General features: G+C 72.7%; 20 protein-coding genes and 1 pseudogene. 9 read left to right on the top strand and 12 right to left on the bottom strand.

Annotated features, from left to right (window positions below; all coding sequences use genetic code 11):
- Nucleotides 1-33 precede the first annotated feature (33 nt).
- From VLY81_RS05185 to VLY81_RS05175, 3 genes are all read left to right on the top strand, one after another.
- Entirely contained in the window at nucleotides 34-975 is a 942-nt protein-coding gene (locus VLY81_RS05185) for an ATP-dependent DNA ligase (RefSeq protein ID WP_324669967.1), read from the top strand.
- Complete coding sequence (ligD, locus tag VLY81_RS05180; protein WP_324669966.1) at nucleotides 972-1913, top strand: non-homologous end-joining DNA ligase; 942 nt, start codon at nucleotides 972-974, stop codon at nucleotides 1911-1913. The genes VLY81_RS05185 and ligD overlap by 4 nt, the downstream gene beginning before the upstream one ends.
- 61 nt (nucleotides 1914-1974) lie before the next feature.
- The gene (locus VLY81_RS05175; RefSeq protein ID WP_324669965.1) at nucleotides 1975-2778 is read left to right on the top strand and encodes a hypothetical protein; all 804 of its coding nucleotides are present in this window, start codon (nucleotides 1975-1977) and stop codon (nucleotides 2776-2778) included.
- Here the strand turns inward: VLY81_RS05175 and VLY81_RS05170 are convergent.
- The 4 genes from VLY81_RS05170 to arcC all read right to left on the bottom strand — a co-directional run bounded on the left by VLY81_RS05170 (nucleotide 2759) and on the right by arcC (nucleotide 6900).
- Nucleotides 2759-3862 (bottom strand): Mrp/NBP35 family ATP-binding protein, encoded by a 1104-nt coding sequence (locus VLY81_RS05170; protein WP_324669964.1) that lies wholly within the window; start codon nucleotides 3860-3862, stop codon nucleotides 2759-2761. The genes VLY81_RS05175 and VLY81_RS05170 overlap by 20 nt on opposite strands.
- A 79-nt stretch (nucleotides 3863-3941) precedes the next feature.
- Nucleotides 3942-4898 carry a phosphosulfolactate synthase gene (locus VLY81_RS05165; protein ID WP_324669963.1) on the bottom strand — a complete coding sequence of 319 codons (957 nt, stop codon included), beginning with the start codon at nucleotides 4896-4898 and terminating at the stop codon, nucleotides 3942-3944.
- A gap of 96 nt (nucleotides 4899-4994) precedes the next feature.
- Entirely contained in the window at nucleotides 4995-5924 is a 930-nt protein-coding gene (mdh, locus tag VLY81_RS05160) for a malate dehydrogenase (RefSeq protein WP_324669962.1), read from the bottom strand.
- A gap of 31 nt (nucleotides 5925-5955) precedes the next feature.
- Nucleotides 5956-6900 carry a carbamate kinase gene (gene arcC, locus VLY81_RS05155; protein WP_324669961.1) on the bottom strand — a complete coding sequence of 315 codons (945 nt, stop codon included), beginning with the start codon at nucleotides 6898-6900 and terminating at the stop codon, nucleotides 5956-5958.
- Between the two features lie 209 nt (nucleotides 6901-7109).
- Here arcC and groES point away from each other — a divergent pair, with 209 nt between their 5' ends.
- The 4 genes from groES (at nucleotide 7110) to VLY81_RS05135 (ending at nucleotide 11109) form a co-directional block, all read left to right on the top strand.
- Nucleotides 7110-7406, top strand: coding sequence for a co-chaperone GroES (groES, locus tag VLY81_RS05150; RefSeq protein WP_324669960.1), 297 nt, complete (start codon nucleotides 7110-7112; stop codon nucleotides 7404-7406).
- Nucleotides 7407-7448: 42 nt separating this feature from the next.
- The gene (gene groL / locus VLY81_RS05145; protein WP_324669959.1) at nucleotides 7449-9068 is read left to right on the top strand and encodes a chaperonin GroEL; all 1620 of its coding nucleotides are present in this window, start codon (nucleotides 7449-7451) and stop codon (nucleotides 9066-9068) included.
- Between the two features lie 176 nt (nucleotides 9069-9244).
- Nucleotides 9245-10081, top strand: a complete 837-nt coding sequence (locus tag VLY81_RS05140) for an alpha/beta fold hydrolase (RefSeq protein WP_324669958.1) — start codon at nucleotides 9245-9247, stop codon at nucleotides 10079-10081.
- Nucleotides 10078-11109 (top strand): BadF/BadG/BcrA/BcrD ATPase family protein, encoded by a 1032-nt coding sequence (locus VLY81_RS05135; RefSeq protein ID WP_324669957.1) that lies wholly within the window; start codon nucleotides 10078-10080, stop codon nucleotides 11107-11109. The genes VLY81_RS05140 and VLY81_RS05135 overlap by 4 nt, the downstream gene beginning before the upstream one ends.
- Here the strand turns inward: VLY81_RS05135 and VLY81_RS05130 are convergent.
- The 4 genes from VLY81_RS05130 to VLY81_RS05115 are packed head-to-tail and all read right to left on the bottom strand — an operon-like array spanning nucleotide 11106 to nucleotide 15084.
- Nucleotides 11106-11465: a PC4/YdbC family ssDNA-binding protein gene (locus tag VLY81_RS05130; protein ID WP_324669956.1), complete on the bottom strand. Its 360-nt coding sequence runs from the start codon at nucleotides 11463-11465 to the stop codon at nucleotides 11106-11108. The two genes, VLY81_RS05135 and VLY81_RS05130, sit on opposite strands and share 4 nt — an antisense overlap.
- Nucleotides 11462-11899 (bottom strand): hypothetical protein, encoded by a 438-nt coding sequence (locus VLY81_RS05125; protein ID WP_324669955.1) that lies wholly within the window; start codon nucleotides 11897-11899, stop codon nucleotides 11462-11464. The genes VLY81_RS05130 and VLY81_RS05125 overlap by 4 nt, the downstream gene beginning before the upstream one ends.
- The gene (locus VLY81_RS05120) at nucleotides 11830-13863 is read right to left on the bottom strand and encodes a bifunctional acetate--CoA ligase family protein/GNAT family N-acetyltransferase (RefSeq protein ID WP_324669954.1); all 2034 of its coding nucleotides are present in this window, start codon (nucleotides 13861-13863) and stop codon (nucleotides 11830-11832) included. Before VLY81_RS05120 ends, VLY81_RS05125 begins: the two co-directional genes overlap by 70 nt.
- 42 nt (nucleotides 13864-13905) lie before the next feature.
- Nucleotides 13906-15084 (bottom strand): vitamin K epoxide reductase family protein, encoded by a 1179-nt coding sequence (locus VLY81_RS05115; protein ID WP_324669953.1) that lies wholly within the window; start codon nucleotides 15082-15084, stop codon nucleotides 13906-13908.
- 194 nt (nucleotides 15085-15278) lie between these two features.
- Here VLY81_RS05115 and glgP point away from each other — a divergent pair, with 194 nt between their 5' ends.
- Nucleotides 15279-17882: an alpha-glucan family phosphorylase gene (glgP, locus tag VLY81_RS05110; RefSeq protein WP_324669952.1), complete on the top strand. Its 2604-nt coding sequence runs from the start codon at nucleotides 15279-15281 to the stop codon at nucleotides 17880-17882.
- 10 nt (nucleotides 17883-17892) lie between these two features.
- Here the strand turns inward: glgP and VLY81_RS14575 are convergent.
- The 3 genes and pseudogenes from VLY81_RS14575 to VLY81_RS05095 form a co-directional block, all read right to left on the bottom strand.
- Nucleotides 17893-19168 (bottom strand): annotated as a pseudogene (locus VLY81_RS14575) ((Fe-S)-binding protein).
- A gap of 19 nt (nucleotides 19169-19187) precedes the next feature.
- Complete coding sequence (locus tag VLY81_RS05100; protein WP_324669951.1) at nucleotides 19188-20366, bottom strand: FAD-binding protein; 1179 nt, start codon at nucleotides 20364-20366, stop codon at nucleotides 19188-19190.
- A 33-nt stretch (nucleotides 20367-20399) separates the two neighbouring features.
- Nucleotides 20400-21845 carry an FAD-linked oxidase C-terminal domain-containing protein gene (locus VLY81_RS05095; RefSeq protein WP_324669950.1) on the bottom strand — a complete coding sequence of 482 codons (1446 nt, stop codon included), beginning with the start codon at nucleotides 21843-21845 and terminating at the stop codon, nucleotides 20400-20402.
- Nucleotides 21846-21958: 113 nt separating this feature from the next.
- On the opposite strand from VLY81_RS05095, the gene VLY81_RS05090 reads away from it, so the two are divergent.
- Entirely contained in the window at nucleotides 21959-22804 is an 846-nt protein-coding gene (locus VLY81_RS05090; protein ID WP_324669949.1) for an IclR family transcriptional regulator, read from the top strand.
- A gap of 25 nt (nucleotides 22805-22829) precedes the next feature.
- Here the strand turns inward: VLY81_RS05090 and VLY81_RS05085 are convergent, their stop codons facing one another.
- Nucleotides 22830-24209 (bottom strand): malate synthase, encoded by a 1380-nt coding sequence (locus VLY81_RS05085; RefSeq protein ID WP_324669948.1) that lies wholly within the window; start codon nucleotides 24207-24209, stop codon nucleotides 22830-22832.
- Between the last annotated feature and the right edge of the window lie 43 nt (nucleotides 24210-24252).

Raw genomic sequence — 24252 nt, 5'->3', positions numbered from 1 at the left:
GGGGAAGGGCTCGCCGCCCCCCGGCGCCCGCCCATGGCTATGCCCGAGGTCATCCGCCCCATGCTGGCGGAGCTGGCTCCGTCGCCCTTCGACTCGCCCCGTCACCTCTTCGAACCGAAGTGGGACGGCCTTCGGGCTCTCGCCTTCATCACCCCCGGCGACACCTGGCTCCAGAGCCGGCGGCTGAGGCGGTGGCGCCGCACCTTCCCGGAGGTCATCGCCGCGTTGCGGGCGCTGGTCAGCGGAGACTCGGCCATCCTCGACGGGGAGCTGATCGTGCCCGACGCCTCGGGGCGGCCGGACTTCGAGGCGGCTGTGGCCCGCGCCCGGATGGGCGAGCCGGCCGCGCGTCGGGCGGCATCGGAGCGGCCCGCCGTCTATGTGGTCTTCGACCTCCTCTACCTCGACGGCGAGGATCTGCGGGGCTCGCCCCTGCGCATCCGACGCGAACGTCTACACGCGCGGGCTCTCCACTGGCCGCAGGAGGGCACCGTGCTGCTGTGCCCCGGCGCCGTGGGGCCCGGACGGGCCCTCTTCGAGTCGGCCCTGGGGCTGGGCTTGGAGGGCGCCATGGCCAAGGAGCTCGACAGCCCCTACCTGGAGGGGCGGCGCAGCCGCTGCTGGCTCAAGTTCAAGCCATTCGCGGAGGAGGCCATGTGGGTCGTGGGTTACGTCCCGGCCGAGCCTGGCGGCATTCGAGCCCTGGCGGTGGCGTCGCCCCCCGGCCGTCTGGCCGGTCTGGTGGGCACGGGGCTCTCCGCTGCCGAGCAGCGCCGACTGCGTGCCAGCCTGGCTTGCCTCGCTCGCTCCTCTCCGCCTCCCGATCTCGCCCTGCCCTCACCCGCCGCCCGGCTACCCCGCGAGGCGGCGGGAATCGTCTGGACGCAGCCCGTCCGGCAGGTAAGGGTGCGCTACCTCGAGCGCACGTCGGCCGGCTGGCTGCGTCACGCCTCGGTGGTGAGCCTGCTGCCGTGAGCGCGGCGTCGAGGGGCGGTCGGTGCGTCGTCCTGCCTGTCGAGGGCCGGGAGGTGCGCCTCACCCACCCGGATCGCCTCCTCTGGCCCCGGGAGGGCATCACCAAGGCGCAGCTCGTCGAGTACTACCTGCAGGTGGCCCCCCTCATGCTGCCCCACCTGGTCGACCGCCCCCTGGTCCTGACTCGTTACCCGCAGGGCATCGAGGGCCCCTCCTTCTATCAGAAGCAGGCACCTCACCCGCGCCCCGCCTGGGTGCGCACCTGCCCCATCGCCCACGAGCAGCGCGTCGTCGACTACGTCGTGGCGGACAGCCCGGCCACCCTGGCATGGCTCGGCAACCTGGCCGCCGTCGAGCTCCATCCGTGGATGTCGACGGTCGCAGACCCCGAGCACCCGGATCTCCTGGTCATCGACCTCGATCCGGACCCTCCATCCGGCTTCGAGGAGAGCCGCCGGGTGGCCCTGTGGCTACGTCCCGCCCTCGAGGCCCTGGGGCTGCAGGCGGTGCCCAAGCTGTCGGGGGCCACCGGGGTGCACGTCTGCATCCCCCTCGTGCCCCGCCACCCTTACGCCGTCACCAGCCGGGTGGCGGCGGTCATCGGGCAGGTGCTAGCCGACCTGCGCCCCGACCTCGTCACCGCCGAGCGCCTCGTGCGGCGCCGGCAGGGGCGGGTCTACGTGGATCCCTATCAAAACCTCCGCGGCAAGACCGTCGTCGGCCCCTACTCCCCACGCCCCATGCCCGGCGCGCCGGTCTCGGTGCCCGTCACCTGGGAGGAACTCCAGCACGTATGCCCCTCGGACTTCACCGTGGCCAACTGGTCCCGTTGGCTCCCGGGCCGCCGCGACCCCCTGATCGAGGCACGCCGGCGCCCTCAGAGCCTCGAGCCGCTGTTGCGAAGGGGCCTGGTCGAGGCCCGTCCCGAGCGCGCATAGGCCTTTCGCTGGGTGGACAGATCCTTGGAAGGGCAGACCACCGTTCGGAAGGAGGCATCCCATGGCCGTCGAGGCCGCGACCGACCGTTCACGTCCCGCCGGCCGGCGGGTCACGAGCAGCCGCAAGAGCTGGACCCCCGCCGAGAAGGAGCAGGCACAACGCATCATCGCCGAATGCCAGCGAAGCGGGATCCCGCTCAGCGAGGCCTTCCGCAAGGTCTCCCAGGCGCTGCCCCAGCGCTCCCCCACGGCCGTGGCCATGCTCTACTACAACGTCCTGCGCCGTCAACGCACCGACGGGCACAGCGCGCAGACGTCCCCCGACCCTGCCGGGCGTCGGGAGGCCGGGGCCTCGCCGCCGCTCGCCATCTCGCCGGACCTGCTCGAGGCCTTCGAGGGCCTGCCCGAGTATATCGCCCGCCTGCACCGTCGTCTCGACGAGCTCGAACAGCGGCTGGCCGAGATGCCGGCCCCGTCCCTGCCGGCCCTGGCCCGTCGGGCGCAGCAGGTGGCGTCGGCGCTGGAGCGCGCCGCCCGGGCCGACGAGGCGCTGCGGGAGGCAGAGGCCCGCGAGCAGGCGTTGGCCTCCGCCAACGAGGCTTTGAGCCGCCGCCTGCAGGCCATGCAGCAGCGTCTCGCCGAGCTCGAAGCCGCCTACCAGGAGGCCCGGGACCTCTACGAGATGTTCACCGGGATGGCCAGCATCTCGCAGATCATGTCGCTGGGTGACTTCAAGCAGCGCATGAAGACGACCCTGGACCGCTGGGGCAACGTGCTCAAGGTGGAGTTCGAGCCCCTCGGCCTCCCGCCCCTCCCGGCCGCCCAGCCGCCCGCGGCCCCGACCGTCAACGAGGCATCGGGATGAAGGGAGGCGCCGACGGCACCGCCTCGGCCAGGCGGCGCTCCAGCGCCCGGGCCGCCTCGACGAAGGCCCGGCCGATGGGATCGTCGTCGCTGGCCGCCAGCGGCGCCCCCTCGTCGCCCGACCGGCGAAGCCGCGTGTCGAGCGGGAGCCGGGCCAGCAGGGGCACCCCCAGCATCTCGGCGATCTGCTGGCCGCCGCCGCTGCCGAAGATATCCTCCTTGGTGCCGCAGTGGGGGCAGATGAAGTAGGCCATGTTCTCGATGACGCCCAGGATGGTCTGGTTGGTCTTCTCGGCCATGCGGCCGACCCGCCGCGCCACCACCGACGCCACGGGCTGCGGGGTCGTCACCACCAGCAGGTAGCTCTGGGGGATGAGCTGGTACATGCTGATGGGGATGTCGCCGGTGCCCGGTGGCATGTCGATGAGCAGGTAGTCGAGCTCCGCCCATAGCACGTCCTTGAGGAACTGCTCCAGGGCCTTCATCAGCATGGGGCCCCGCCAGACGACCGCGGTGTCCTCCTCCACCAGCGAGCCCATGGAGATGACCTGCAGCCCGTAGGCTTCCTGCGGCACCAGGGCGCCATCGAGCACCACGGGCCGACCCTTGATCCCCAGGAGTTTGGGGACGCTGAAGCCGTAGATGTCCGCGTCCAGCACGCCGACGCGCTTGCCCAGGCTGCGCAGGGCGACTGCCAGGTTGACCGTCACCGTCGACTTGCCGACGCCGCCCTTGCCGCTGGAGATGCCGATGATGGCGGTGTTGGACGTCGGATCGAGGATGGCCGAGCGGGCCTGACGGCGCGGGCTCAGCCGGTTGACCAGGGCCTGGCGCTCCGCCTCGGTCATCTCGCCCAGCTGCACCCGCACCTCCCTCACGCCGGGCACGCGGCTCACCTGGCCGCGTACGTCCTGCTCGATGCGGTGGCGCAGAGGGCAGCCGGGTACCGTCAACACCACGTCGACTTCGACCAGGCCGTCCCGGATGCGCACGTCCTTGACCATCTGGAGGTCGACGATGCTGCGGTGGAGCTCGGGATCGATGACGGAGCGGAGCGCATCGACGACCTGCTCGCGCGTCACCATGGTGGTGGCATGACCTCCCCGCTGCCGCGCCGCGCCGGCCGCGGCCCGCAGCAGCCGGATTGATTAACCTGGTTACATGTTACCCTTGGCGCAAAGCCCCGTCAACGCGACGGCGCCCGGCCTGGCCATCTCCGGTCGAGCCGTCCCGGCCGGCCGTCCAGACCCGGATGGTATCGGACCGCAACCCCCAGCGCATGGAGGCCAGCGTCAGCACGTCGCCGACCTGGACGTTGCCCAGGTTGACGTCGGGCCCCAGCAGGCTCATCAGCTCCCGCTGCTGGTCGGCCCGTGGCGCCTCCCAGATGACCCGGTCGGGCCGGCTCAGTCGCTCCCACAGCGCCTGCCACACCCTCCGGTCGAGCCTGCCCTGCGGGTCGTAGACCCCGATGCCCTGCCCGCTGTCACGGGCCTCGACCAGCACGAAGCAGGCCCCGGCGTCCAGATCCGCCTCCACCTGCGCCGCTGCCGCCTCGGGCATGAAGCGGTGGGACGGATCCTTGCTGCCCACCTCCGTGATGACGGCGAAGCCGTGGTCGAGCGCCTGTCCGATCAGCGCCGCTCGGCGGTCCGGCGTCAGGGGGAAGGTGCCGTCGGAGATCTCGACCCATCGCAGCCCCAGCCGCGCCATCTGCTCCAGGGTGGCCCCTGCGTCGCCCATGGTCCGGGCGATCTCCAGCAGGGTGCCGCCTGCGTACACCTCGACCCCCCGCTGCCGGGCTCGCTCGACCCGGGCCCTCACCTGCTCCGGCTCGTAGAGCAGCGCCGAGCCGAAGGCCAGCTTCCAGAACCGCACGTGCGGGGCGGCCACCTCCAGCAGATCCAGGAAGTAGCCGAGGGGCGTCCCCTTGTCGATGACCATCGTCACGCGGTGCCCTGCGCGCGCCCCCGCGTCGCCCCTCGCCCCGCCGGGGCGCCAGGCGCCCTCGCCCCCGAAGCACGTGCGCCACAGGGGGCTCGCCGAAGGATACGCCGGCCCCCCCGTCATCGAAGGCGCCGCCGCGAGCCCCTCCCGCGGCGGCGCGCCGTCCGTCGCCATCAGCGACCGACCCCTCCCGGCCCCGCCACTGTATGCGCGGCCCCGACGGAGGGCTCCGGCGGGCGGGAGCCGGGGGGCGGTGGCCGCCCGGCGGGCTTACGGGAGCGTCAGGGTCTCGAGGGGCCCGCGCACCGCCTCCACGGACCGGGCGAAGGCCTCCCGCTCCTCGGGCGTCAGCTCGATCTCGACGACCCGCTCGACCCCGCGCCCGCCCAGGATGACGGGCACGCCCACGTAGATGCCGTGATGGCCGAACTCGCCGTCCAGGTAGGCGATGGCCGGCAGCAGGCGCCGCTGGTCCAGCAGGATGGCCTCCACCATCTCCGCCACCGAGGCCCCCGGGGCGTAGTAGGCGCTGCCCGTCTTGAGCAGCTCGACGATCTCGCCGCCGCCCTTGCGGGTGCGCTCGACGATGGCGTCGAGGCGCTCCTTGGGGATCAGCTTCTCCACGGGGATGCCGCCGGCGTACGAGTAGCGCACCAGCGGCACCATCTGGTCGCCGTGCCCCCCCAGGACGAAGGCGCTGACGTCCTTGACCGAGATGCCCAGCTCCAGGGCCAGGAAGGTCCGAAAGCGGGTCGAGTCCAGCACCCCGGCCATGCCCATCACCCGGCGGGTCTCCCATCCCAGGTAGCGCCACGCCGCGTAGGTCAGCACGTCGACCGGGTTGCTGACGACGATGACGTAGGCGTCAGGGGCGTAACGTTTGATCTCCCGGCAGACCTGCTCGATGATGCCCGCGTTGGTCTTGAGCAGGTCGTCCCGGCTCATGCCGGGCTTGCGGGCGATGCCGGCCGTGATGACGACCACCTGGGAGCCACGGGTCTCCTCGTACCCGTTGGTCCCGACGATGCGCACGTCAAAGCCCATCACCGGCGCCGCCTCCTGCAGGTCCAGCGCCTTGCCCTGGGGCACCCCCTCGACGACGTCCACCAACACGATGTCGGCCAGACCTCGCATGGCCAGCCAGTGAGCGGTGGTCGCGCCCACGTTCCCAGCTCCGACGATGGTCACCTTGGCTCGCACGGCTCGATCGCCCCCCTGTGCACGTCGACCGCTACGGGACGAAGGTGGTCCCCTCGCCGCCGTAGACGGCTCCTTCCAACCGCTCGAGCGCCGTGATGACGGCCGGCCGCCCCGTCCGCTCCACGAACTCGACGCAGGCCCGCACCTTGGGCCCCATGCTGCCCGGGGCGAACTCCCCCGCCTCCATGTAGCGGCGGGCCTCGGCGACGGTCACCCGGGTCAGCGGTCGCTGCCGGGGCGTGCGGTAGCCCAGGTAGACCCACGGCACGTCGGTCAGCACCAGCAGCCGGTCGGCCTGCATCTGGACCGCCAGGCGGGACGCGGCCAGGTCCTTGTCGATGACAGCTTCGACACCTGTTAGCGAATATCCCGCCTCCCGCACGACGGGGATCCCCCCGCCCCCCACCGCGATGACCACCACGCCCGCCTCGACCAGGTCCCGGATGGTCTGCGCCTCGACGATGGCCACGGGGTCGGGCGACGGCACCACCCGCCGCCACCCCCGCCCGGCGTCCTCCACGTAGACGTGACCCGTCCGTTGGGCCAGCGCTCGCGCCTCGTCCTCGGTGTAGAAGGGCCCGATGGGCTTGGTGGGACGCGAGAAGGCGGGGTCGCCCGGATCTACGACGGTCTGGGTCACGAGGGTGACGACGCTCTTCTCGATGTTGGCCCGCACGAGCTCGTTGTAGAGGGTCTGCTGGACCAGGTAGCCCAGCAGCCCCTGGCTCTGGGCTCCGCAGACGTCCAGCGGCATGGCGGCGACGCCGCGCGCCTGCCCCGCCTCCTGCTGCAGGAGGATGGCCCCCACCTGGGGCCCGTTGCCGTGGGTCACGACGACCCGGTGGCCACGCTGGATGAGGCGCACCAGCTGGCGCCCCGTCTGGCGCAGATTGTCGCGCTGCTCCTCGGCGGTGCCGCGCTGGCCGGGCCGCAGGATCGCGTTGCCCCCCAGCGCCACCACCAGCGTCTCCTGCATGGCCCTCCCTGGTATTCAGTATTCCATCGCGCGCACGGCGGTCCTGCCGCCCGCGGGCGGGCACCGGGTCCGCTCCTGCACGCTGGCGTGGCCGCCAGGTGCTTGACAGGGGCCGAGGGGCGCGCATATATAAGAGGGCTGGTAGCACTCACGTGCCGCGAGTGCTAACACCCATCACCTGTCCCGATCAACATGCGAGGGGGGAGAGCATGGCAGAGATCCGCCCGCTCGGCGATCGCGTCCTGGTCAAGCCCATCGAGCAAGAGGAGCGCACCAAGGGAGGGATCGTGCTGCCCGACACCGCGAAGGAGAAGCCCCAGATGGGCGAAGTCATCGCGGTGGGCACGGGCCGCCTGCTGGAGAACGGCCAGCGGGTGCCTCTGGAGGTCAAGGTCGGCGACCGCATCATCTACGCCAAGTACGGCGGCACCGAAGTGAAGCTCGACGGTGTCGAGTACCTGATCCTCCGGGAGAGCGACATCCTGGCCGTCCACAACGAGAAGTGACACCCGAGACTGGTCATCGCAGAGGAGGGTGATCGGCGACCTATGGCTGCCAAGCAGCTCGCGTTTGACATCGAGGCCCGTCGGGCCCTCGAGCGGGGCGTCAGCACCGTGGCCAACGCGGTCAAGGTGACGCTGGGCCCCAAGGGCCGCAACGTCGTGCTGGAGAAGAAGTACGGCTCCCCCGTCATCACCAAGGACGGCGTCACCGTCGCCAAGGAGATCGAGCTCAAGGATCCCTATGAGAACATGGGCGCCCAGCTCTGCCGCGAGGTGGCGTCCAAGACCAACGACATCGCTGGCGACGGCACCACCACCGCGACGGTCCTGGCCCAGGCCATCGTGCTCGAAGGCATGAAGAACGTCGCCGCGGGCGCCAACCCCATGCTGGTCAAGCGGGGCATCGACAAGGCGGTCGCCGCCGCGGTCGAGGAGATCAAGCGGATCGCCATCCCCGTCAAGGACAAGAACGACATCGCCCACGTGGCCTCCATCGCCGGCAACGATCCCGAGATCGGCCAGCTCATCGCCGAGGCCATGGACAAGGTGGGCAAGGACGGGGTCATCACCGTCGAGGAGTCCAAGGGCACCCAGACGACCGTCGAGGTCGTCGAGGGGATGGAGTTCGACAAGGGCTACATCTCTCCGTACTTCGTCACCAACCCCGAGGCGATGGAGGCGGAGCTGGAGGACCCCTTCATCCTCCTCCATGAGAAGAAGATCTCCAACGTGCACGACCTGCTGCCCCTGCTGGAGAAGGTCGTGCAGGCCGGCCGACCGCTGCTCATCATCGCCGAGGACATCGAGGGCGAGGCCCTGGCCACCCTGGTCGTCAACAAGATCCGCGGCACCCTCAACACCTGTGCGGTCAAGGCGCCCGGCTTCGGCGATCGCCGCAAGGCCATGATGGAGGACATCGCCATCCTGACGGGCGGCACCTTCATCTCCGAGGACCTGGGCATCAAGCTGGAGAACGTCGGTCTCGACATGCTGGGGCGGGCCCGGCGGGTGCGGGTCGGCAAGGAGAAGACCACCATCATCGAGGGCCAGGGCGACCGCCGCAAGATCCAGGCCCGCATCGAGCAGATCAAGAAGCAGATCGAGGAGACCGACTCCGACTACGACCGGGAGAAGCTGCAGGAGCGTCTCGCCAAGCTGGCCGGCGGCGTAGCCGTCATCAAGGTCGGTGCGGCCACCGAGACGGAGCTCAAGGAGAAGAAGCACCGCATCGAGGACGCGGTCAACGCGACCCGGGCGGCCGTCGAGGAAGGCATCGTGCCCGGCGGCGGCGTCACCTACATCAACGCGCTGCCGGCCCTGGAGAAGGTGGACGCCAGCGGCGACGAGCTGGTGGGCGTCAACATCGTCAAGCGGGCGCTCTTGGAGCCGGCTCGCCAGATCGCCGTCAACGCGGGCCTCGAGGGCTCGGTCATCGTGGAGCGCACCCGCTCCGAGAAGCCGGGCTGGGGCCTCAATGCGCTGACGGGTGAGTTCGTCGACATGGTGGCGTCGGGGATCGTGGACCCGGCCAAGGTGACCCGCACCGCCCTCGAGAACGCCGGGAGCATCGCCGGCATGGTGCTGACCACCGAGGCCCTCATCTCCGAGATCCCCGAGAAGGAGAAGAAGGCCCCCTACCCGCCGGGCGGTGACATGGATTACTGATCCGGCCATCCGGTCGGGCAGCGGTTTCGGCGCGGGGTCGGCCCGAGAGGGCCGGCCCCCTTCTTTGTGGAAGTCGGAGACGGCCGGTGAGGCCAGGAGGCGGGCCGCGGCCGCCGCTCGCCTGCAAGGCCCTGCACGGAGGGAGATGAGGCGCCATCCTCTGGAGCGGCACCTGGGTGCCCGTCAAGAGCGGACGCTTGCTTTGCTGGCGTTGGGGCTCCGGTCCCGACCTCGTAGTGCTGCCGGGCATCATGGAGGCGTTGCTGGAGCGGCGGGCGTTGGCCGGCTTGATGCAACGGCTCTGGGGCGTCGCCGCTCGCCGCTACCGCCTGACACTGCTGTCGGCCCGGGAGGCGGTGCCACCGGGCTTCACCACCGAGCAGATGGCCCAAGACGTGGCGGAGGCCGTCGCCGTCCTGGGCCTCGACGTGCGCCTCACCGTCGGCATGGATGCAGGCGGGCTCGTCGCCCAGTGGCTCGGGGTGCGCTGGCCGCAGCAGGCGGGTGCACTCGCCCTCATCTCGACCCCTCTGGCCGGGCGGACCCCCGACGGCATGGCGCGCTTCCTCGATCACCTGGAGCGCCTGCTTCGCGCCGACAGCTGGCTGGAGGCTTTCGAGCACGCGACGGCCGTCTACCTCGACCCGGCCCTGCGCCACCGGGCACGACTGCCGCTGGCCCTGCTGCGGCGGTGGGGCCGCCCCGCCGAGATGCAGCGGGGCATCCGCCTGCTGACCGCCTATCGCCACCACGACATGTGCCACGCCTCCGCCCCGCTGCAGGTGCCCGTGTTGCAGGTCGCGGGCGGGATGGATCCCCTGGTGGGCCAGGAGCCCCCCGGCGCTCCCGGTAAGACCGACGGCCCCGTGGGCGGATCGTTGAGGCCCTCCCGGCAGGTCTGGCTGGCCGGCGAGCACGGGGCCCATCTCCACTATTGGGAGATCGTCCTGGCCGAGCTCGAGCGGTTCGAGCAGGAGAGACGGCTGGCCACCGCAAGGAGCGTGGCCTCGTGAGCCGCTACGTGCTGGCCATCGACGGCGGCGCCACCGCCAGCCGCGCTGCGGTCGTCTCGTCGGATGGCGACGTCGTCGGTCACGGGGTCGGTGGGCCCTGCATGCCGCTGCTGACGCCCGAGGCCCGGGAGCGGGTGGCGCGCCACGTGACGCGCGCCGTGGAGGGAGCCGTGGCCCGCGCCCTTGAGCGCACGGGAGAGTCCCCGCCCCTCCCCGTCGCCGCCGTCTGGGCCGGGCTGACGGGGCTGGACCCCGGCGCCGACCCCGTCGGATGGCTGCACGGCGTGCTGGCCTCGCTCGCCACTCACGTGCGCCAGGCCGGCCCGGTGCGGGTCAGCTCCGATCTCGACAGCGCGGTCGAGGGCGCCCTGGGTCCTCGGACACCAGGCGTCCTGGTCTACGCGGGCACCGGCAGCGTCGCGGTGGGTCGCGACGAGACCGGCCACCTGCATCGGGCCGGGGGGCACGGCTACCTCATCGACGACCGGGGCGGGGGCTTCGACATCGGCCGGATGGCCTTGCGGGCCGTGGTCCGCGCCTGGGATGGCCGTGGGCCCCAGACGGCGCTGGAGTCCTCGGTCCGCTCGGCCCTGCGGGTCTCCGGATGGGACGACCTGCGCCGCGCCGTCTACGGGGCGGCCAACCCCAAGGCGGTCATCGCCTCGCTGGCACCCCTGGTCACCGACGCGGCGCAGCGCGGCGACACGGTGGCCCAGGCCATCCTGCGGGACGCCGCCGTCGAGCTGGCGGAGCTGGCCGTGGCCGTCCTCCGACGCCTGCCGGTGGGCCGCAGCGACGCTGCCGTCGACGTGCGCTTCGCCGGCGGGGTCTTCTCGAGCGATCCGTTGCGCCTGGCCTTCGCCGAGGCCGTCACGGACCGGCTTTCGCGGGCGCACGTGGCCCCCGGGCTGCTCCCCCCGCTGGGAGGCGCCGCCCTGCTGGCCCTGGACGCCGCCGGGCTCTTGCCCGCGCCGCCGATGGCCGGCGCCGTCGTGCAGGGGCTGCGCCGGGGCCTGACGGGCACTTAGTGGGAGTGGCGCCGCCCGTCGGTCTCCCGGGCTCCGGCCCCTTGCGCGCTCTCCAGCAGCGCCAGCACGTCGTCGAGGGCATCCATGGGGATGACGACGCCCCGCTTGCTGGGGAAGAACTCGTCGCCGTCCTGCCGTCGCCACTCGACCCGGATGTCCACGTAGGCGCGCCCGCGCCGCTCGACGCGACGCACGGCGATGCGCTCCGTCGCGTTCTTCTCGACGGTGCCGATGACCGTCTCGCGATCCCAGAAGTTCTCCTGCTCCACGCCCCACGTCGCTCCCGGCTGCTGGTGGTGGACCTCGGCGGTCGGCCGCCGGGCATCCGTGCCCGGACCGCCCGCCGACCTCTTCAAGTATGTACGGGCGGCGGCGGTCCGTGTAGCCCCCTGCGCAGCCCCAGCCGGGGCTCCTGCCACCGCACCCCGTCGCCGTGCGGGCGGAGGACCGCCTCCAGGCGAGCGAGCCACGGCAACTCCTCGATCATCTGGGAGAGGCGCAAGAGGGCCTCCTCGGCTGCTCCCCAGCCGGATCGCACCGCCTCGACCAGCTCCCGGGCGTCCCGGTCCGTCAGCGGGGTGATGCGCACCCATCGGGTGGATCCCGCCTCCACCTCCAGTAGCGGGCCGAAGGTGGCGTCCTGTCGCACCCGCACCCGCACGGCGCTGGAGCGGTCGCCGTCGGAGTCGTCCTCGTCCACCGTCATCCCGAAGGCTGCCATCAGGTGGCGGATCCCCGCCGCGTCCGGCTCCACCTCCCCGTCGCCGGCCCCCTCCAGCCACCCCTCCACCAGACGACGCGCACCGCTGGCGTCCACGTCGTCGAAGAAGACGGGACGGCCGGGAGGCCGGCGACGGTACGCCGCGTACTCGGCGGCCCTCGCCAGCGCGATGGCCGCCGACTCGGGAAACCGGTAGGCGGGGAAGGGGCGCTCGTGCCCGGCCACCTGCACGGCCCTCGGCTCGCCCATCCGACACAGCAGCACCGGTTTGGCCAGCCCGGCCCGCCGCTCGGCCCGCGCCGCCGCCGCCGGATGGCGCGCGCCACGGCGTCGGGGTCGCAGCCCGCCACGCAGGCGAAGATGGCGATGACCGCATCGACGGAGGGGTCGCTCAGCGCCTCGAGCACGGCCCTCTCGTAGGCCGACGCGCCGGACAGGGGCCCCAGATCGACCACGCCCGGGCCCGAGAGCGAAAGTCCCCTCCCTTCGCACGCGTCCGCGCAGATGGTGGCCACGCCGCCCGAGTTGCTGACGATGGCCACCCCCCGTCCCCCGGGGAGCGGCTGGTGAGCCAGCAGCACGGCGACGTCGAACATCTCCTCCAGCGTGTCGGCCCGGATGACCCCGGCCTGCCGGAAGAGCGCGTCGACCTCCACGTCGCCCTGGGCCGTGGCGCCGATGTGCGCGGCGGCGGCCCGGCTCCCCGCCGAGCTCCGCGCGCTCTTGACGCACAGCACCGGCTTGCGGGCGCTGACGCGCCGCGCCAGGCGGGCGAAGCGCCGCGGGTTGCCGAAGGTCTCGAGGTAGAGCATGACCAGGTCCGTCTCGGGGTCCTCGTCCCAGTAGGCCAGGAGGTCGTTGCCGGAGACGTCGGCTCGGTTGCCCGCCGAGACGAAGGTGGAGAAGCCCAGTCCACGCTCGGCCGCGTAGGAGAGGATCGCGAGGCCCAGCGCCCCCGAGTGGGAGAAGAAGCCGATGCGCCCCCTGGGAGCCAGCTCGGGGGCGAGGCTGGCGTTGAGGCGCACCCGGGGGTCGGTGTTGATGAGGCCCATGCAGTTGGGGCCCAGCATGCGGGCACCCCAGGCCCGCACCGTCTCCACCAGCTCCCGCTGGCGAGCCGCCCCCTCGGGGCCGCTCTCGGCGAAGCCCGCGGTCAGCACCACCAGCGCCCGGGTGCCGGCGCGCACGCAGGCGCGAGCCACCCCGATCGCCTCGTCGGCCGGGACGGCCACGATGGCCAGGTCGACGGGCTCGGGCAACGACTCCACCGATGGGTAGGCCCGTACGCCGTGCACCGATGACGCCTCGCGGTTGACCGGGTAGATGGTGCCCGTGAAGCCCGCCGCCAGGGCGTAGCGAAAGACCATGCCCCCGACGCTGTCGGGGTCACGCGACGCCCCGATGACCGCGACGGCGCGCGGACGCAGCAGGGGCACCAGCGAGTTGGCAGTGGCGATGCGCTCGCGCAGCTCGGCCCGCTCCCAGGCCGCCGCGCTCCCGCTCACGGGGAATTCGACGTGCAGGGTGCCGCCCTCCAGGGCCTGGCGCACCTGGAAGCCCGACCGTTGGAAGACCTCCACCATGAGGCGGTTTTCGGCCAGCACGTCGGCCTCGAATCCGACCAGCCCCTGACCGGCCGCCATCCCGGCCAGCCGCTCCAAGAGCAGCGTGCCGATGCCGCGCCCCTGGAAGGCGTCGTCGACCAGGAACGCCACCTCGGCCGTGTTGCGGCCCGGCAACGCCACGTAGTTGCCGACGCCCACCACCCGGGCGGCCTCCCCCTCGCCCCACACCGCCAGCAGGCAGGCGCGGTCTCGGTCCGGGGGCTGGCAGAGCTCCTCGACCCAGGCCAGGCTCACCTGGCCGACCCCGCCCAAGAAGCGCAGCCGCCGGCTGGCCGGCGAGACCCTTTCCAGGAGGTCCCGCACGGCCGGGGCGTCATCGGGGCCGGCGACTCGCAACAGCACCCACGAGCCGTCGCGGAGCAACGCGTGCTCGCGGAAGCCTCGCGCCTGCGGGATGACCCGCCACACGACGACCGCCCCCTACCCGACGCGCGGCCCGCCTGGGTGACGCTACTGCACGTAGGCGACCCGCCGGATCTCCGAGACGGGCACCAGCCCCTCGATCCGCCGGCCGTTGACGAAGAAGGTGGGGGTGGCGCGCACTCCCCGGGCGCTACCCTGGCGGCGGCTCTCCTCCACCAGCCGTTGCATCTGCCGCCCCTCCAGACACCGCTGGAACGCCGCCTCGTCCAGGCCCGTCTGCCGCGCCAGCTGCGTCAGGCGGGCGAAGGTGAAGCTGCCCACGTTCTCCCCCAGGGCCGAGGCGAAGAGGCGGTCGTGGTACGGCCAGAACTGCCCCTGCACTGCGGCGCAGGCCGCGGCCTCCGCCGCCCACTGCGACTCCTGCCCCAAGAAGGCGAAGTTGTGGAAGGTGATCCGCATGCGCCCGCTGGCCACGTCCTCGTCCAGCAGCGGGGCGATGACCAGGGCGGCGGCCTGGGCGCAGTAGGGGCACTGGAAGTCGGAGTAGATCTCGACGTGCACGGCGGCGTCCTCGTCGCCCGCGCTCATGAGCCGCTCCAGCTCCACGAGGCTGCTCACCGGGGCGAGTTGCACCCCGCCGGCCGAACTGGCGGGCGGGAGCGTGCCCGACGGGCCGGTGCCCGCAGCCGGCACGTAGTGGACCAGGGCCAGCACGATGCCCCCCACGACCCCCGCCGCGGCGGGGCCACCGGGCAGCCGCACCGGCAGTGCCAGGGTGTGCACGATGGCCAGGGCCACCATGATGAGCGCCGAGACCGTACACCAGGGGCAAAGGGTGCGCAGTATCAGCACCTGGACGCCTGCCAGGTAGATGGAGAAGATGGCGCCCGCCCAGGCCAGGCCGGTCGCGGCCGTCAACTGCCAGGGAAGTCGGGGACGTGGCGTGCGCGCCCCTCGCCGCCGCTCACCGCCTCGCGCCGGCACCGACGCGGCGACCCGACCGCCCCAGAGACCGAGGGCCAGCAAGACCAGGTAGGCCACCGCGCCCAGGGCCGCCACGGGGATGCCCGCCAACCGGGCGTAGGGGCTGGCCCACGCGGTCGCGCAGCCGCTGCCAGGTCCGCACAGCAAGGCGCCGGGCGCCGAGGGCCCCCCACGCAGGTCGATCCAGGTCAGGTACAGCGCGAGCACCGATCCCAGCCCGGCCAGGAGCGAAGCGACCCTCGCGAGCCGTCGGTGGCGCTGCAGCGTCGTCGCTTGGGCCATGGCCTGACGCACCCCGTCCCTTCGCGCATCCTCTCGTCGTCTCGGTAGACCCCGTCGACCTACTCTTCGGCAGGGGCGCCCCCGCGCCTGCAAAAGCTAGGAGAGGCACGCCCGGCGGGCTGGCCCGTCCCGCCTGGGGGCGTGCGTACAATCGGACCGCACGTGGCAGGGATCTGGCAAGGAGGGGTCCGCCCATGCGCCCGATCCGCACCTTCTCGGTGGCTCCGTCGCTGCCGGAGCCCATCGCGCGCCTCCCGGAACTGGCCTACAACCTCCTCTGGTCATGGGATGCCGGCATCCGGTCGCTCTTCATCCGGCTCGACCGCCGACTGTGGGAGATCTCCCAGCACAATCCGGTGCGCATGCTGGCCCTCGTCGGCAGGCGGCGGCTCGAGGAGGCCGCCGGGGACGAGGGCTTTCTGGCCCAGTACCGGCAGGTCCTGGAGGCCTTCGACGCCTACGTGGCCGAACGAGAGACCTGGTGGAGCCGACGGTACGGCCGTCGTCCCGACGACCAGCCGATGGTCGCGTACTTCTCGGCCGAGCTGGGACTGACCGAGTCCATGCCCATGTACTCGGGCGGGCTCGGCAACCTGGCGGGCGATCACCTCAAGTCGGCCAGCGACCTGGGGCTGCCCCTCGTCGCGGTCAGCCTCATGTATCACCAGGGCTACTTCCGACAGGCCCTCACCCCGGACGGCTGGCAACAGGAGACCTACCCGGACTACGACATCTACACCATGCCCATGCAGCTGGTGCGGCGCTCCGACGGCCAGCCCCTGACGGTGGAGGTGAGCCTGCCGGGCCGGCAACTCGTGGCCTACGTCTGGCGGGTGCGGGTCGGCCGGGTGGAGCTGTACTTGCTGGATGCCAACGTGGCCGTCAACACGCCCGAGGACCGGATCCTGACCGACCGGCTCTACGGGGGCGACCTCGACATGCGGCTCCGGCAGGAGATCCTGCTGGGCATCGGGGGCGTGCGGGCGCTCTCGGCCATGGACCTGCGCCCCCGCGTCTTCCACATGAACGAGGGACACTCCGCCTTCCTGGCGCTGGAGCGCATCCGGCGCCTCATGGACGAGCAGGACCTCACCTTCGACGAGGCGCGGGAGGCGGCCGCCGCCGGTCACGTCTTCACGACGCACACCCCCGTGCCGGCTGGCCACGACTACTTCCCGCCGGAGATGATGGAGCGCTACTTCGGCGACTTCTACCGGGCCATGCACCTGAGCCGCCAGGCCTTCATGGCGCTGGGCCGGCAGGAGCCCGGGGCCGAGCACGAGGCCTTCTGCATGACCATCCTGGCGCTCAAGACGGCGGCCTACGCCAACGGTGTGAGCCGGCTGCACGGCGCCGTGGCCCGCCGCATGTGGCAGGGGCTGTGGCCCGAGGTGCCGCAGGGGGAGCTGCCCATCGGATCCGTCACCAACGGCATCCACCTGCTCTCGTGGGTCTCCCAGGACCTGGCCGAGCTCTACGACCGCTACCTCGGGCCCCGCTGGCGCACGGACCCCGACGACCCGGCCCTGTGGGAGGGGGTGGCGGGCATCCCGGCCGAGGAGCTGTGGCGCACCCACGAGCGTCGTCGTGAGCGCCTGGTGGCGTATGTGCGCCGGCGCCTGCGGGCCCAGGCCCTGGACCGCGGCGCCTCGCCCGCCGAGATCGCGCAGACCGAGCAGGCGCTGGACCCGGGGGTCCTGACCATCGGGTTGGCCCGCCGCTTCGCCACCTACAAGCGCGCCACGCTGTTGCTCCAGGACCCGGACCGGCTGGTGCGCCTGTTGACCCAGCCCGGTCGGCCGGTGCAGATCATCGTCGCCGGCAAGGCTCATCCCCACGACGACGCCGGCAAGGATCTGATCCGGCAGATCGTGCACTTCGCCCGGCGCCCCGAGGTCCAAGGCCGGGTGGTCTTCGTCGAGGATTACGACATCGCGCTGGCGCGCTACCTGGTGCAGGGCTGCGACGTCTGGCTCAACACCCCGCGCCGCCCGCAGGAGGCCAGCGGCACCAGCGGCATGAAGGCCTCCGTCAACGGGGCGCTCAACGTGAGCGTGCTGGACGGCTGGTGGCAGGAGGCGTGGTCGCCCGAGGTGGGGTGGGCCGTCGGGCCCGGCGGCGAGGAGCCCGAGAGCGGCTACCCCGAGAGCGTCCGCCATGACCCCGCGCTGGTGGACCGGCTCGACGCGCGGGCCCTGATGGACGTCCTCGAGCACGACGTGGTGCCCCTCTTCTACGACCGGGGGGCTGACGGCCTGCCCCGCGGCTGGATCGCCCGGATGCGGCGCTCCATCGCTGCCATCGCCCCCCACTTCAACACTCACCGGATGGTCAAGGAGTACGCGGAGCGCTTCTACGTGCCGGGGGCCCGGCGCTACGTCTCGCTGGCCGCCGATGGGATGCGCCGGGCCAAGGAGCTGGCGCGCTGGAAGCAGGTGGTGGCCCAGAGCTGGCCGGGCGTGCGCATCGACGAGGTGGAGTCGACGGCCGCGGACCCGGTGCCCAGGGACCGGGGCTTCACGGTGCGGGCCATCGCCTTCCTCAACGGGCTGCACCCCGACGACGTGGTGGCCGAGCTCTACCTGGGGCGGGTCGACCCCCGCGGCGAGCTGACCAACTGCCGCGTGCTGCGCATGCGACCCGCCGGGACGGCGCCGGGCGGGCGATTCGTCTTCGAGGTGGCCGACGTCCGTGTCGAGGGGAGCGGGCTGCACGGCTTCCAGGTGCGGCTCCACCCCATCCACCCGGACCTGGCCACGCCGCTCGAGACCGGGCTGGTGCGGTGGGCGGGCGTATGAAGGGGCCCTCTCACCCGGCCGCGCCGGGCGCGTAGGCCTGGGCCAGCACCTCGACGGTGTGGTGCACCGGCAAGGGGCGCCCCTGCTCCCGCAACGCCGCCGCGATCTGCACGATGCAGCCGACGTTGCCGGTGACCACGGCGTCGGCCCCCGTCGAGAGGATGGCCTGGGCCTTGCGCCGGCCCAGCTCCCCGGCCAGCTGGGGATGCTCGACGTTGTACGTACCCGCCGAGCCACAGCAGATCTCCCCGTCGGGGATCTCGACGAGCTCGATGCCGGGGATCCGGGCCAGGAGCCGGCGAGGGGCCTCCCGGATCCCCTGGGCGTGCGCCAGGTGGCAGGCGTCGTGGTAGGCGAGCCGCCCGGTGGCGGGCAGGGGACCGGGTGGCAGGACGCCCGTCGCGTCGAGCCACTCGGCGATGTCGCGCACCCGCTCGGCCAGGCGTCGGGCGGCCGCCTCCTCCGGGCGTCCTCGGAAGAGCAGGGGGTACTCCTTCATGGCCGACCCGCAGCCCGCCGCAGTGACGATGACGGCGTCCACGTCCTGCCGCAGCAGCACCGCCAGGTTGCGCCGGGCGAGCGCCCGTGCCTGCCCGGTCATGCCCGTGTGCATGGCGATGGCCCCGCAGCACCCCTGCCCCGCTGGCACGAGCACCTCGGCGCCGTGCAGCGTCAGGACGTCGATCGCGGCGCGGTTGATGCCGGGGGCCAGCACCTGCTGGACGCAGCCCGCCAGCAGGGCGACCCGGCTGCGCTGCCGCCCGCGGGCGGGTAGCGCGGAGCCAGCTGCCGGGAGGCGGCAACCGCTCCGGCAACAGCCGCACGGGAGCCGCCAGGAGATCGGGCAGCCGGCCGGCGACCGGCCGAGCCACCGACGCGAGCCGAGCGGCCACCCGGAAGCGCCGAGGATGCGGCATCAGCGCGCCCAGCGCCCGCCGCAGCAGCCGGGCCGTCGCCCGACGCCGGGGCCGCCGGGCCTCCAGGTGCTCGCGGAAGCCGACCAGCAACTGGTCGTAGCGCACCCCCGACGGGCACGCCGTCACGCAGGCCAGGCAACCCAGGCAGCGGTCCAGGGGCTCCACGACGGCCGGTCGGAGATCCAGGCGGCCTTCCAGCACCCCCTTCATCAGGTAGATCCGGCCCCTGGGGGAGTCCGACTCACGGCCCAGGAGACGATACGTCGGGCAGGTGGCCAGGCAGAAGCCACAGTGGACGCACGCCTGGACGGCCTCCGCCATCCATGCTCCGGCGAGCCCCAGCTGCTCGACGGGGATGCGGTGCTGCACGAGCCGACTCCCCTCTCCTTCACAGCGGGCCGAAGCGTTGGCCCGGGTCCAGCGCCTGCTTGACGCGCCGCGCGAAGGCCTCGCCGGGCGGGGCCACCACCCAGACGCCACCGGGCGGCGCGCCCCGCATCGCCATCGCCGGCGCCCCCAGCGCCTGCAGCGCCCGGACGAGCTCGCCCCAGTCCGCCTCGGAGGGCACGGCGGCCCATCCGACGTTGCCCGCCACGCTGTAGTGCCGGACGGCGCCGAGGCGCCCCAGGGTCCGCTCGGCCCGGGACAGCAGCGACGGCACGAGGTGCAGCCGGATGAGCCGCCATGCCGGGGGCAACCAGCGCAGGTCGCGCAGCCTTACCCAGAGAGCCGCCTCGGCCTCGCCGTGCAGGCGCAGCCCCCGGCGGCCGAGGCGTGCCTCCATCCGCCCGATCCAGGCGTCCAGGGCATCCGGGGAGCCTCCCACCCGCACCAGCAGGGTGGTCGGGGGCCGGCTCGCCGACGGGGCGAGCGGGCGATCGGCCCTCTCCCAGCCGCCCGCCACCGCCTCGGGCGGCACCAGGTCGACGGCGTGCGGCTCCAGGGGGCTCCGGGCCAGGTCGCGCAGGGCAGCCGCCGCCTCTTCCACGGTGTCCAGCGAGACGACGACCGTGCCGAAGGCCCGCGGCGCGGGGAAGACCTTGAGGGTCACCTCGACGATCACGCCCAGACGGCCCCGGCTGCCACAGAAGAGCTTGGGGAGGTCGAAGCCGGCGGCGTTCTTGACCACCTTGCCGCCCCCTCGGACGAGGCGCCCCTCCCCGTCCAGGAAGCGGATCCCCAGGACGAAGTCGCGCACCCCACCGAAGCGCAGCCGGCCGGGGCCCGACAGCGCCGACGCCACCGCCCCTCCCACCGTGGCCCCGGCCTCGACGAAGGGGGGATCGAAAGGCAGGTACTGGCCGTGCGAGGCGAGGAGCTCCACCAGCGTCCGCAGGGGGGTGCCGGCCCTGGCGGTCACGGTGAACTCGGCGGGCTCGTACTCCACGATCCCGGCCAGCTGGCGCATGTCCATCAGCCAGGCGCCGGACGGCGGGTCGGCCATCGCCCACTTGGTGCCCGCCCCTCTCGCCAGCACCGGCCGCGAGGCCATCAAGAGCTCCCGGGCCTCTTCCACGCTGCGGGGCGTCAGGACGCCGGGCCCCGACGGGGACGGCGACGTGTCCACGGAGATCCGCGTCTCCCCGACCCTTCCCGCTGCCTACATGCGGCTCAGCAGACCGGCTCGCTCCAGCGGGTGCGGTCCCCGTCCGACCCCCACCTGCTCGCCGACCGGCTCGCCGGGGAACATCTTGCCGCGGTTGGCCACCTCCCGGGGATCCATGGCCAGCCGGATCCGTCGCATGGCATCGAGGTCGTCGGGACCGAACATCTCGGCCAGGTACGTGCGCTTCTCCAGACCCACGCCGTGCTCGCCGGTGATGGAGCCCTCCAGCCGCAGGCAGAGGCGCAGGATCTCCCCCGCCAGCGCCTCCGCTCGCTCCAGGGCGCCCGGCTCGCGGCCGTCGTAGAGGATGAGAGGATGCAAGTTGCCGTCGCCGGCGTGGAAGACGTTGGCCACCCGCAGGCCGAAGCGGGCGGACAGGCGCTCGATCTCGGCCAGGGCCTCCCCGAGCCGGGTGCGGGGCACCACCCCGTCCTGCACCAGGTAGTCGGGGCTCAATCGGCCCACCGCGGAGAACGCGCTCTTGCGGCCCTTCCAGATGCGGGCCCGCTCCGCCTCGTCTCGCGCCACCCGGATCTCGTAGGCGCCGGAGGCCCGGATGGCCTCCGTCAGGCGCAGGAAGTCCGCCTCCACCTCTTCGCGGGGCCCGTCGAGCTCGACGATGAGCAGAGCCGCCGCATCCAGCGGATACCCCGCGTGGACGGCGGCCTCGGCCGCCTGGATGGCGAGACGGTCCATGATCTCGATGGCCCCCGGCAACAGCCCCGCCCCCACCACCCGTGCCACCGCGTCGCCAGCGGCCTCCAGGCTGTGATAGGCGGCCAGCACCGTGCGGATGCTCTCGGGCCTGGGTAGCAGCCGCACCGTGACGGTCACCGCCACGCCCATCAGCCCTTCGGACCCCACGAAGAGCCCCGGCAGGTCCGCGCCCGCCACCTCGAGGCTCTCGCCCCCGAGCGTCACCAGCTCCCCGCCCGGCAGCACCACTTCCAGGCCCAGCACGTGGTTGGACGTCATGCCGTACTTGAGGCAGTGGGCGCCCCCGGAGTTGAAGGCGACGTTGCCGCCGATGGTGCAGATCACCTGGCTCGAGGGGTCAGGGGCGTAGTAGAGGCCGTAGGGAGCGACGGCTTGCGATATCCGGGCGTTGACGACCCCCGGCTGCACGACGGCCCGCAGGTCGTCGGGGTCGATGCGCAGGATGCGATCCATCCGGTTGAGGGCGATGACGATGCCGCCCGGCACGGGCACGGAGCCCCCCGAGAGGCTGGTGCCGCTGCCCCGCGCCACGAAGGGCACGCCCTCCTCGTGACACAGCCGCAGCGTCGCCACCACCTGCTCGGTCGTCTCGGGGAAGACCACGGCCAGCGGGAGTTGCTGCACGGCGGTGAGGGCGTCGCACTCGTAGGCCGCAAGGGCGACTGGCTCGGTCACCCGTGCGTCCGGCGGGTAGATGCGTGCCAGCTCCTTCTCGATGCCCATGCTCCCGCCCCCATCGCCCGTCTCTGCTTCTCTCGCCAGGAGAAAACACCTTCCACATGCTATGATCCGTGGGGGATATGGAAATGTCGACGCCGCAGCCGCCCACCACGCCGATGGCCACCTCGCGCCGGAGCGGCCGGAGCCGGGAACGGCGCGAGGTGGCCGCGGTCCGCGCGTTGGAGCGGGGGCTTTCGCTCCTGGAGACGCTGGCCCGCTCGCCGCGGCTCGCGCTGACGGCCCTCGCCCAGGAGACCGGGCTGCCCGCCAGCACCGCCTACCGCCTGCTGGAGACCATGCGCCGCCGGGGCTTCGTGCAGTACGTGCCCGAGGCGGGTGTCTACCAGCTCGGCGTGCGCGCCTTCGAGGTGGGCAACGCCTTCGTCCAGACGCTGGGCTTGCACGAGGCCGCCCTGCCGGCCATGCGGCGCCTGGTGGAGGAGGTCAACGAGACGGTCAACCTGGCCGTGCGCGACGGCGCCGAGGCGGTGTACGTGGGCCAGGTCGAGGGCCAGCACCTGGTCCGCATGTTCACCCAGATCGGGACCCGCGCCCCCCTCTACTGCACGGGCGTCGGCAAGGCCCTGTTGGCCTGGGCAGACCCGGCAGACGTGGCGGCGCTGTTTCGGGATGGGCAGCCGCGGGCCTACACCCCCCGTACCATCACGGATCCCGAGCGCCTGGCGGCCGAGCTCGAGCGGGTACGCGCCGCCGGCTTCGCCCTGGACGACGAGGAGCGCGAGCTGGGGGTGCGCTGCATCGCCTCGCCCATCCGCGGACGGGCCGGCCACGTGGTGGCCGCGCTGAGCCTCTCGGCCCCCGCCTCCCGCCTGAGCGACGCCCGGGTGGCCGAGCTGGCCCCCCGGGTGATGGCGACGGCCCGGGCCATCTCGTACAGCCTGGGATGGGCAGGCGATCCGCTCCCCGGCGACGTCCCGCCGCCATCTTCGTCCGTCCCGTGAAATGCGCTTCTACCTGTTGACAACGCTACAGAGCGTGGTTATCGTGGGAAGTAATCGCTTTCGAGAAGAAGCCCGCGGGCGCCGTCGCTCGGCGGGATCGTAGCCTGGCGAGGAGGTGGGCCCTGTGGAGGAGAGTCTGGAGCCGCACGTTGGTCCGCACCCCCGACTCGGTGACGGGCCCGGTGGGGATCGCGACCATCTCCTCGTCCGAGGGCTCGTCGGCTGACACCACGGCGAGCTGATGCGGCCCCCCGAGCGCCCGGTCGAAGACATCCTGCACGACCGGCACCAGCCCCGGATGCGCCACCCAGGCGCCGTCGTACCCCTCGGCGGCCTCCCACTGCTTGTCGGCCCGCACCTGCTCGAGGGCTCGCTCGTTGGCCTCGGGATCGTCCCGGCGCGGGATGTAGGCCGACATGCCGCCGATGGCGTGGGCCCCCCGGCGATGGCAGGCCCGCACGAGCCGCCGCGACGCCGCCCGAAGGAACGGTGTGGCCGGCACCGTCATGAGCCGGCGGTCCGGCAGCACCAGGTCGGCCCGATGGCGGAAGGTCTTGATGAAGCTGAAGATGTAGTCCCACCGCCCCAGGTTGAGGCCGGTGACGCGCTCCCGCAGTTCGTAGAGGATGGCCTCCATCTCGAAGGCGGCCAGGACGTGCTCGATGAGCACGGTGCAGCGGATGGAGCCCCGAGGCAGACCCAGCGCCTGCTCCGAGAAGGCGAACACCCGATCCCACAGGCGCGCCTCCAACCGTCCCTCCAGCTTGGGCAGGTAGAAGTACGGGCCGCTCCCCCGCTCCAGGAGCACAGCGGCGTTGTGGAAGGCGAAGAGCCCGAAGTCGAAGAGGGCGCCGGCCACGGGGCGTCCGTCCACCCGCACGTGCGGCTCGTCCAGGTGCCAGCCCCGCGGACGCACGGTCAGGACGGCGGTGGTCTCCCCCAGCCGGTACTCCCGGCCGTCAGGGGCGACGTAGCGGATGGTGCGGCGCACGGCATCGTAGAGGTTGGCCTGTCCCTGCACCATGTTGGCCCACGTCGGGGCGTTGGCGTCCTCGAAGTCGGCCATGAAGACCCGGGCCCCCGAGTTGAGGGCGTTGATGATCATCTTGCGGTCCGTGGGGCCCGTGATCTCGACCCGGCGATCCCGCAGGTCGGCCGGCGGCGGGGCCACCCGCCAGTCGTCGCGGCGAGCCGGGTCGTCCGGCGATGGCGAGGTGGGTCGCCAGCCGGCCGCGATGGCCGCCTGGCGGGCCCGGCGCTGCTGCAGCAGCGCCTGCCGCTCCCCCTCGAACTCCCGTGCCAGCGTCGCGACGAACGCCAGCGCGTCTGCCGTCAGGACCCGCTGGGCATCCCCGACGTCGCCTCCGCGCAACTCGACCCCCTCGGGCCACGCCCTGGTTGCCACCCCGTACCCCTCCCCCTGGGCGCCGCCCGCCGCGGACGGCACC

This window comes from Limnochorda sp. LNt (assembly GCF_035593265.1).
Taxonomy (GTDB): domain Bacteria; phylum Bacillota; class Limnochordia; order Limnochordales; family Geochordaceae; genus Geochorda; species Geochorda subterranea.
This window is presented reverse-complemented; position numbering and strand designations above follow the sequence as displayed.

What these genes read in the sequence shown, in the direction of transcription:
- groL (WP_324669959.1), top strand. Translation starts at nt 7,449, where the DNA reads ATGGCTGCCAAGCAGCTCGCGTTTGACATCGAGGCCCGTCGGGCCCTC.
- arcC (WP_324669961.1), bottom strand. Translation starts at nt 6,900, where the DNA reads ATGCAGGAGACGCTGGTGGTGGCGCTGGGGGGCAACGCGATCCTGCGG.
- groES (WP_324669960.1), top strand. Translation starts at nt 7,110, where the DNA reads ATGGCAGAGATCCGCCCGCTCGGCGATCGCGTCCTGGTCAAGCCCATC.
- VLY81_RS05115 (WP_324669953.1), bottom strand. Translation starts at nt 15,084, where the DNA reads ATGGCCCAAGCGACGACGCTGCAGCGCCACCGACGGCTCGCGAGGGTC.
- VLY81_RS05185 (WP_324669967.1), top strand. Translation starts at nt 34, where the DNA reads ATGGCTATGCCCGAGGTCATCCGCCCCATGCTGGCGGAGCTGGCTCCG.
- VLY81_RS05170 (WP_324669964.1), bottom strand. Translation starts at nt 3,862, where the DNA reads ATGGTGACGCGCGAGCAGGTCGTCGATGCGCTCCGCTCCGTCATCGAT.
- VLY81_RS05090 (WP_324669949.1), top strand. Translation starts at nt 21,959, where the DNA reads ATGGCCACCTCGCGCCGGAGCGGCCGGAGCCGGGAACGGCGCGAGGTG.
- VLY81_RS05095 (WP_324669950.1), bottom strand. Translation starts at nt 21,845, where the DNA reads ATGGGCATCGAGAAGGAGCTGGCACGCATCTACCCGCCGGACGCACGG.
- VLY81_RS05175 (WP_324669965.1), top strand. Translation starts at nt 1,975, where the DNA reads ATGGCCGTCGAGGCCGCGACCGACCGTTCACGTCCCGCCGGCCGGCGG.
- VLY81_RS05165 (WP_324669963.1), bottom strand. Translation starts at nt 4,898, where the DNA reads ATGGCGACGGACGGCGCGCCGCCGCGGGAGGGGCTCGCGGCGGCGCCT.
- glgP (WP_324669952.1), top strand. Translation starts at nt 15,279, where the DNA reads ATGCGCCCGATCCGCACCTTCTCGGTGGCTCCGTCGCTGCCGGAGCCC.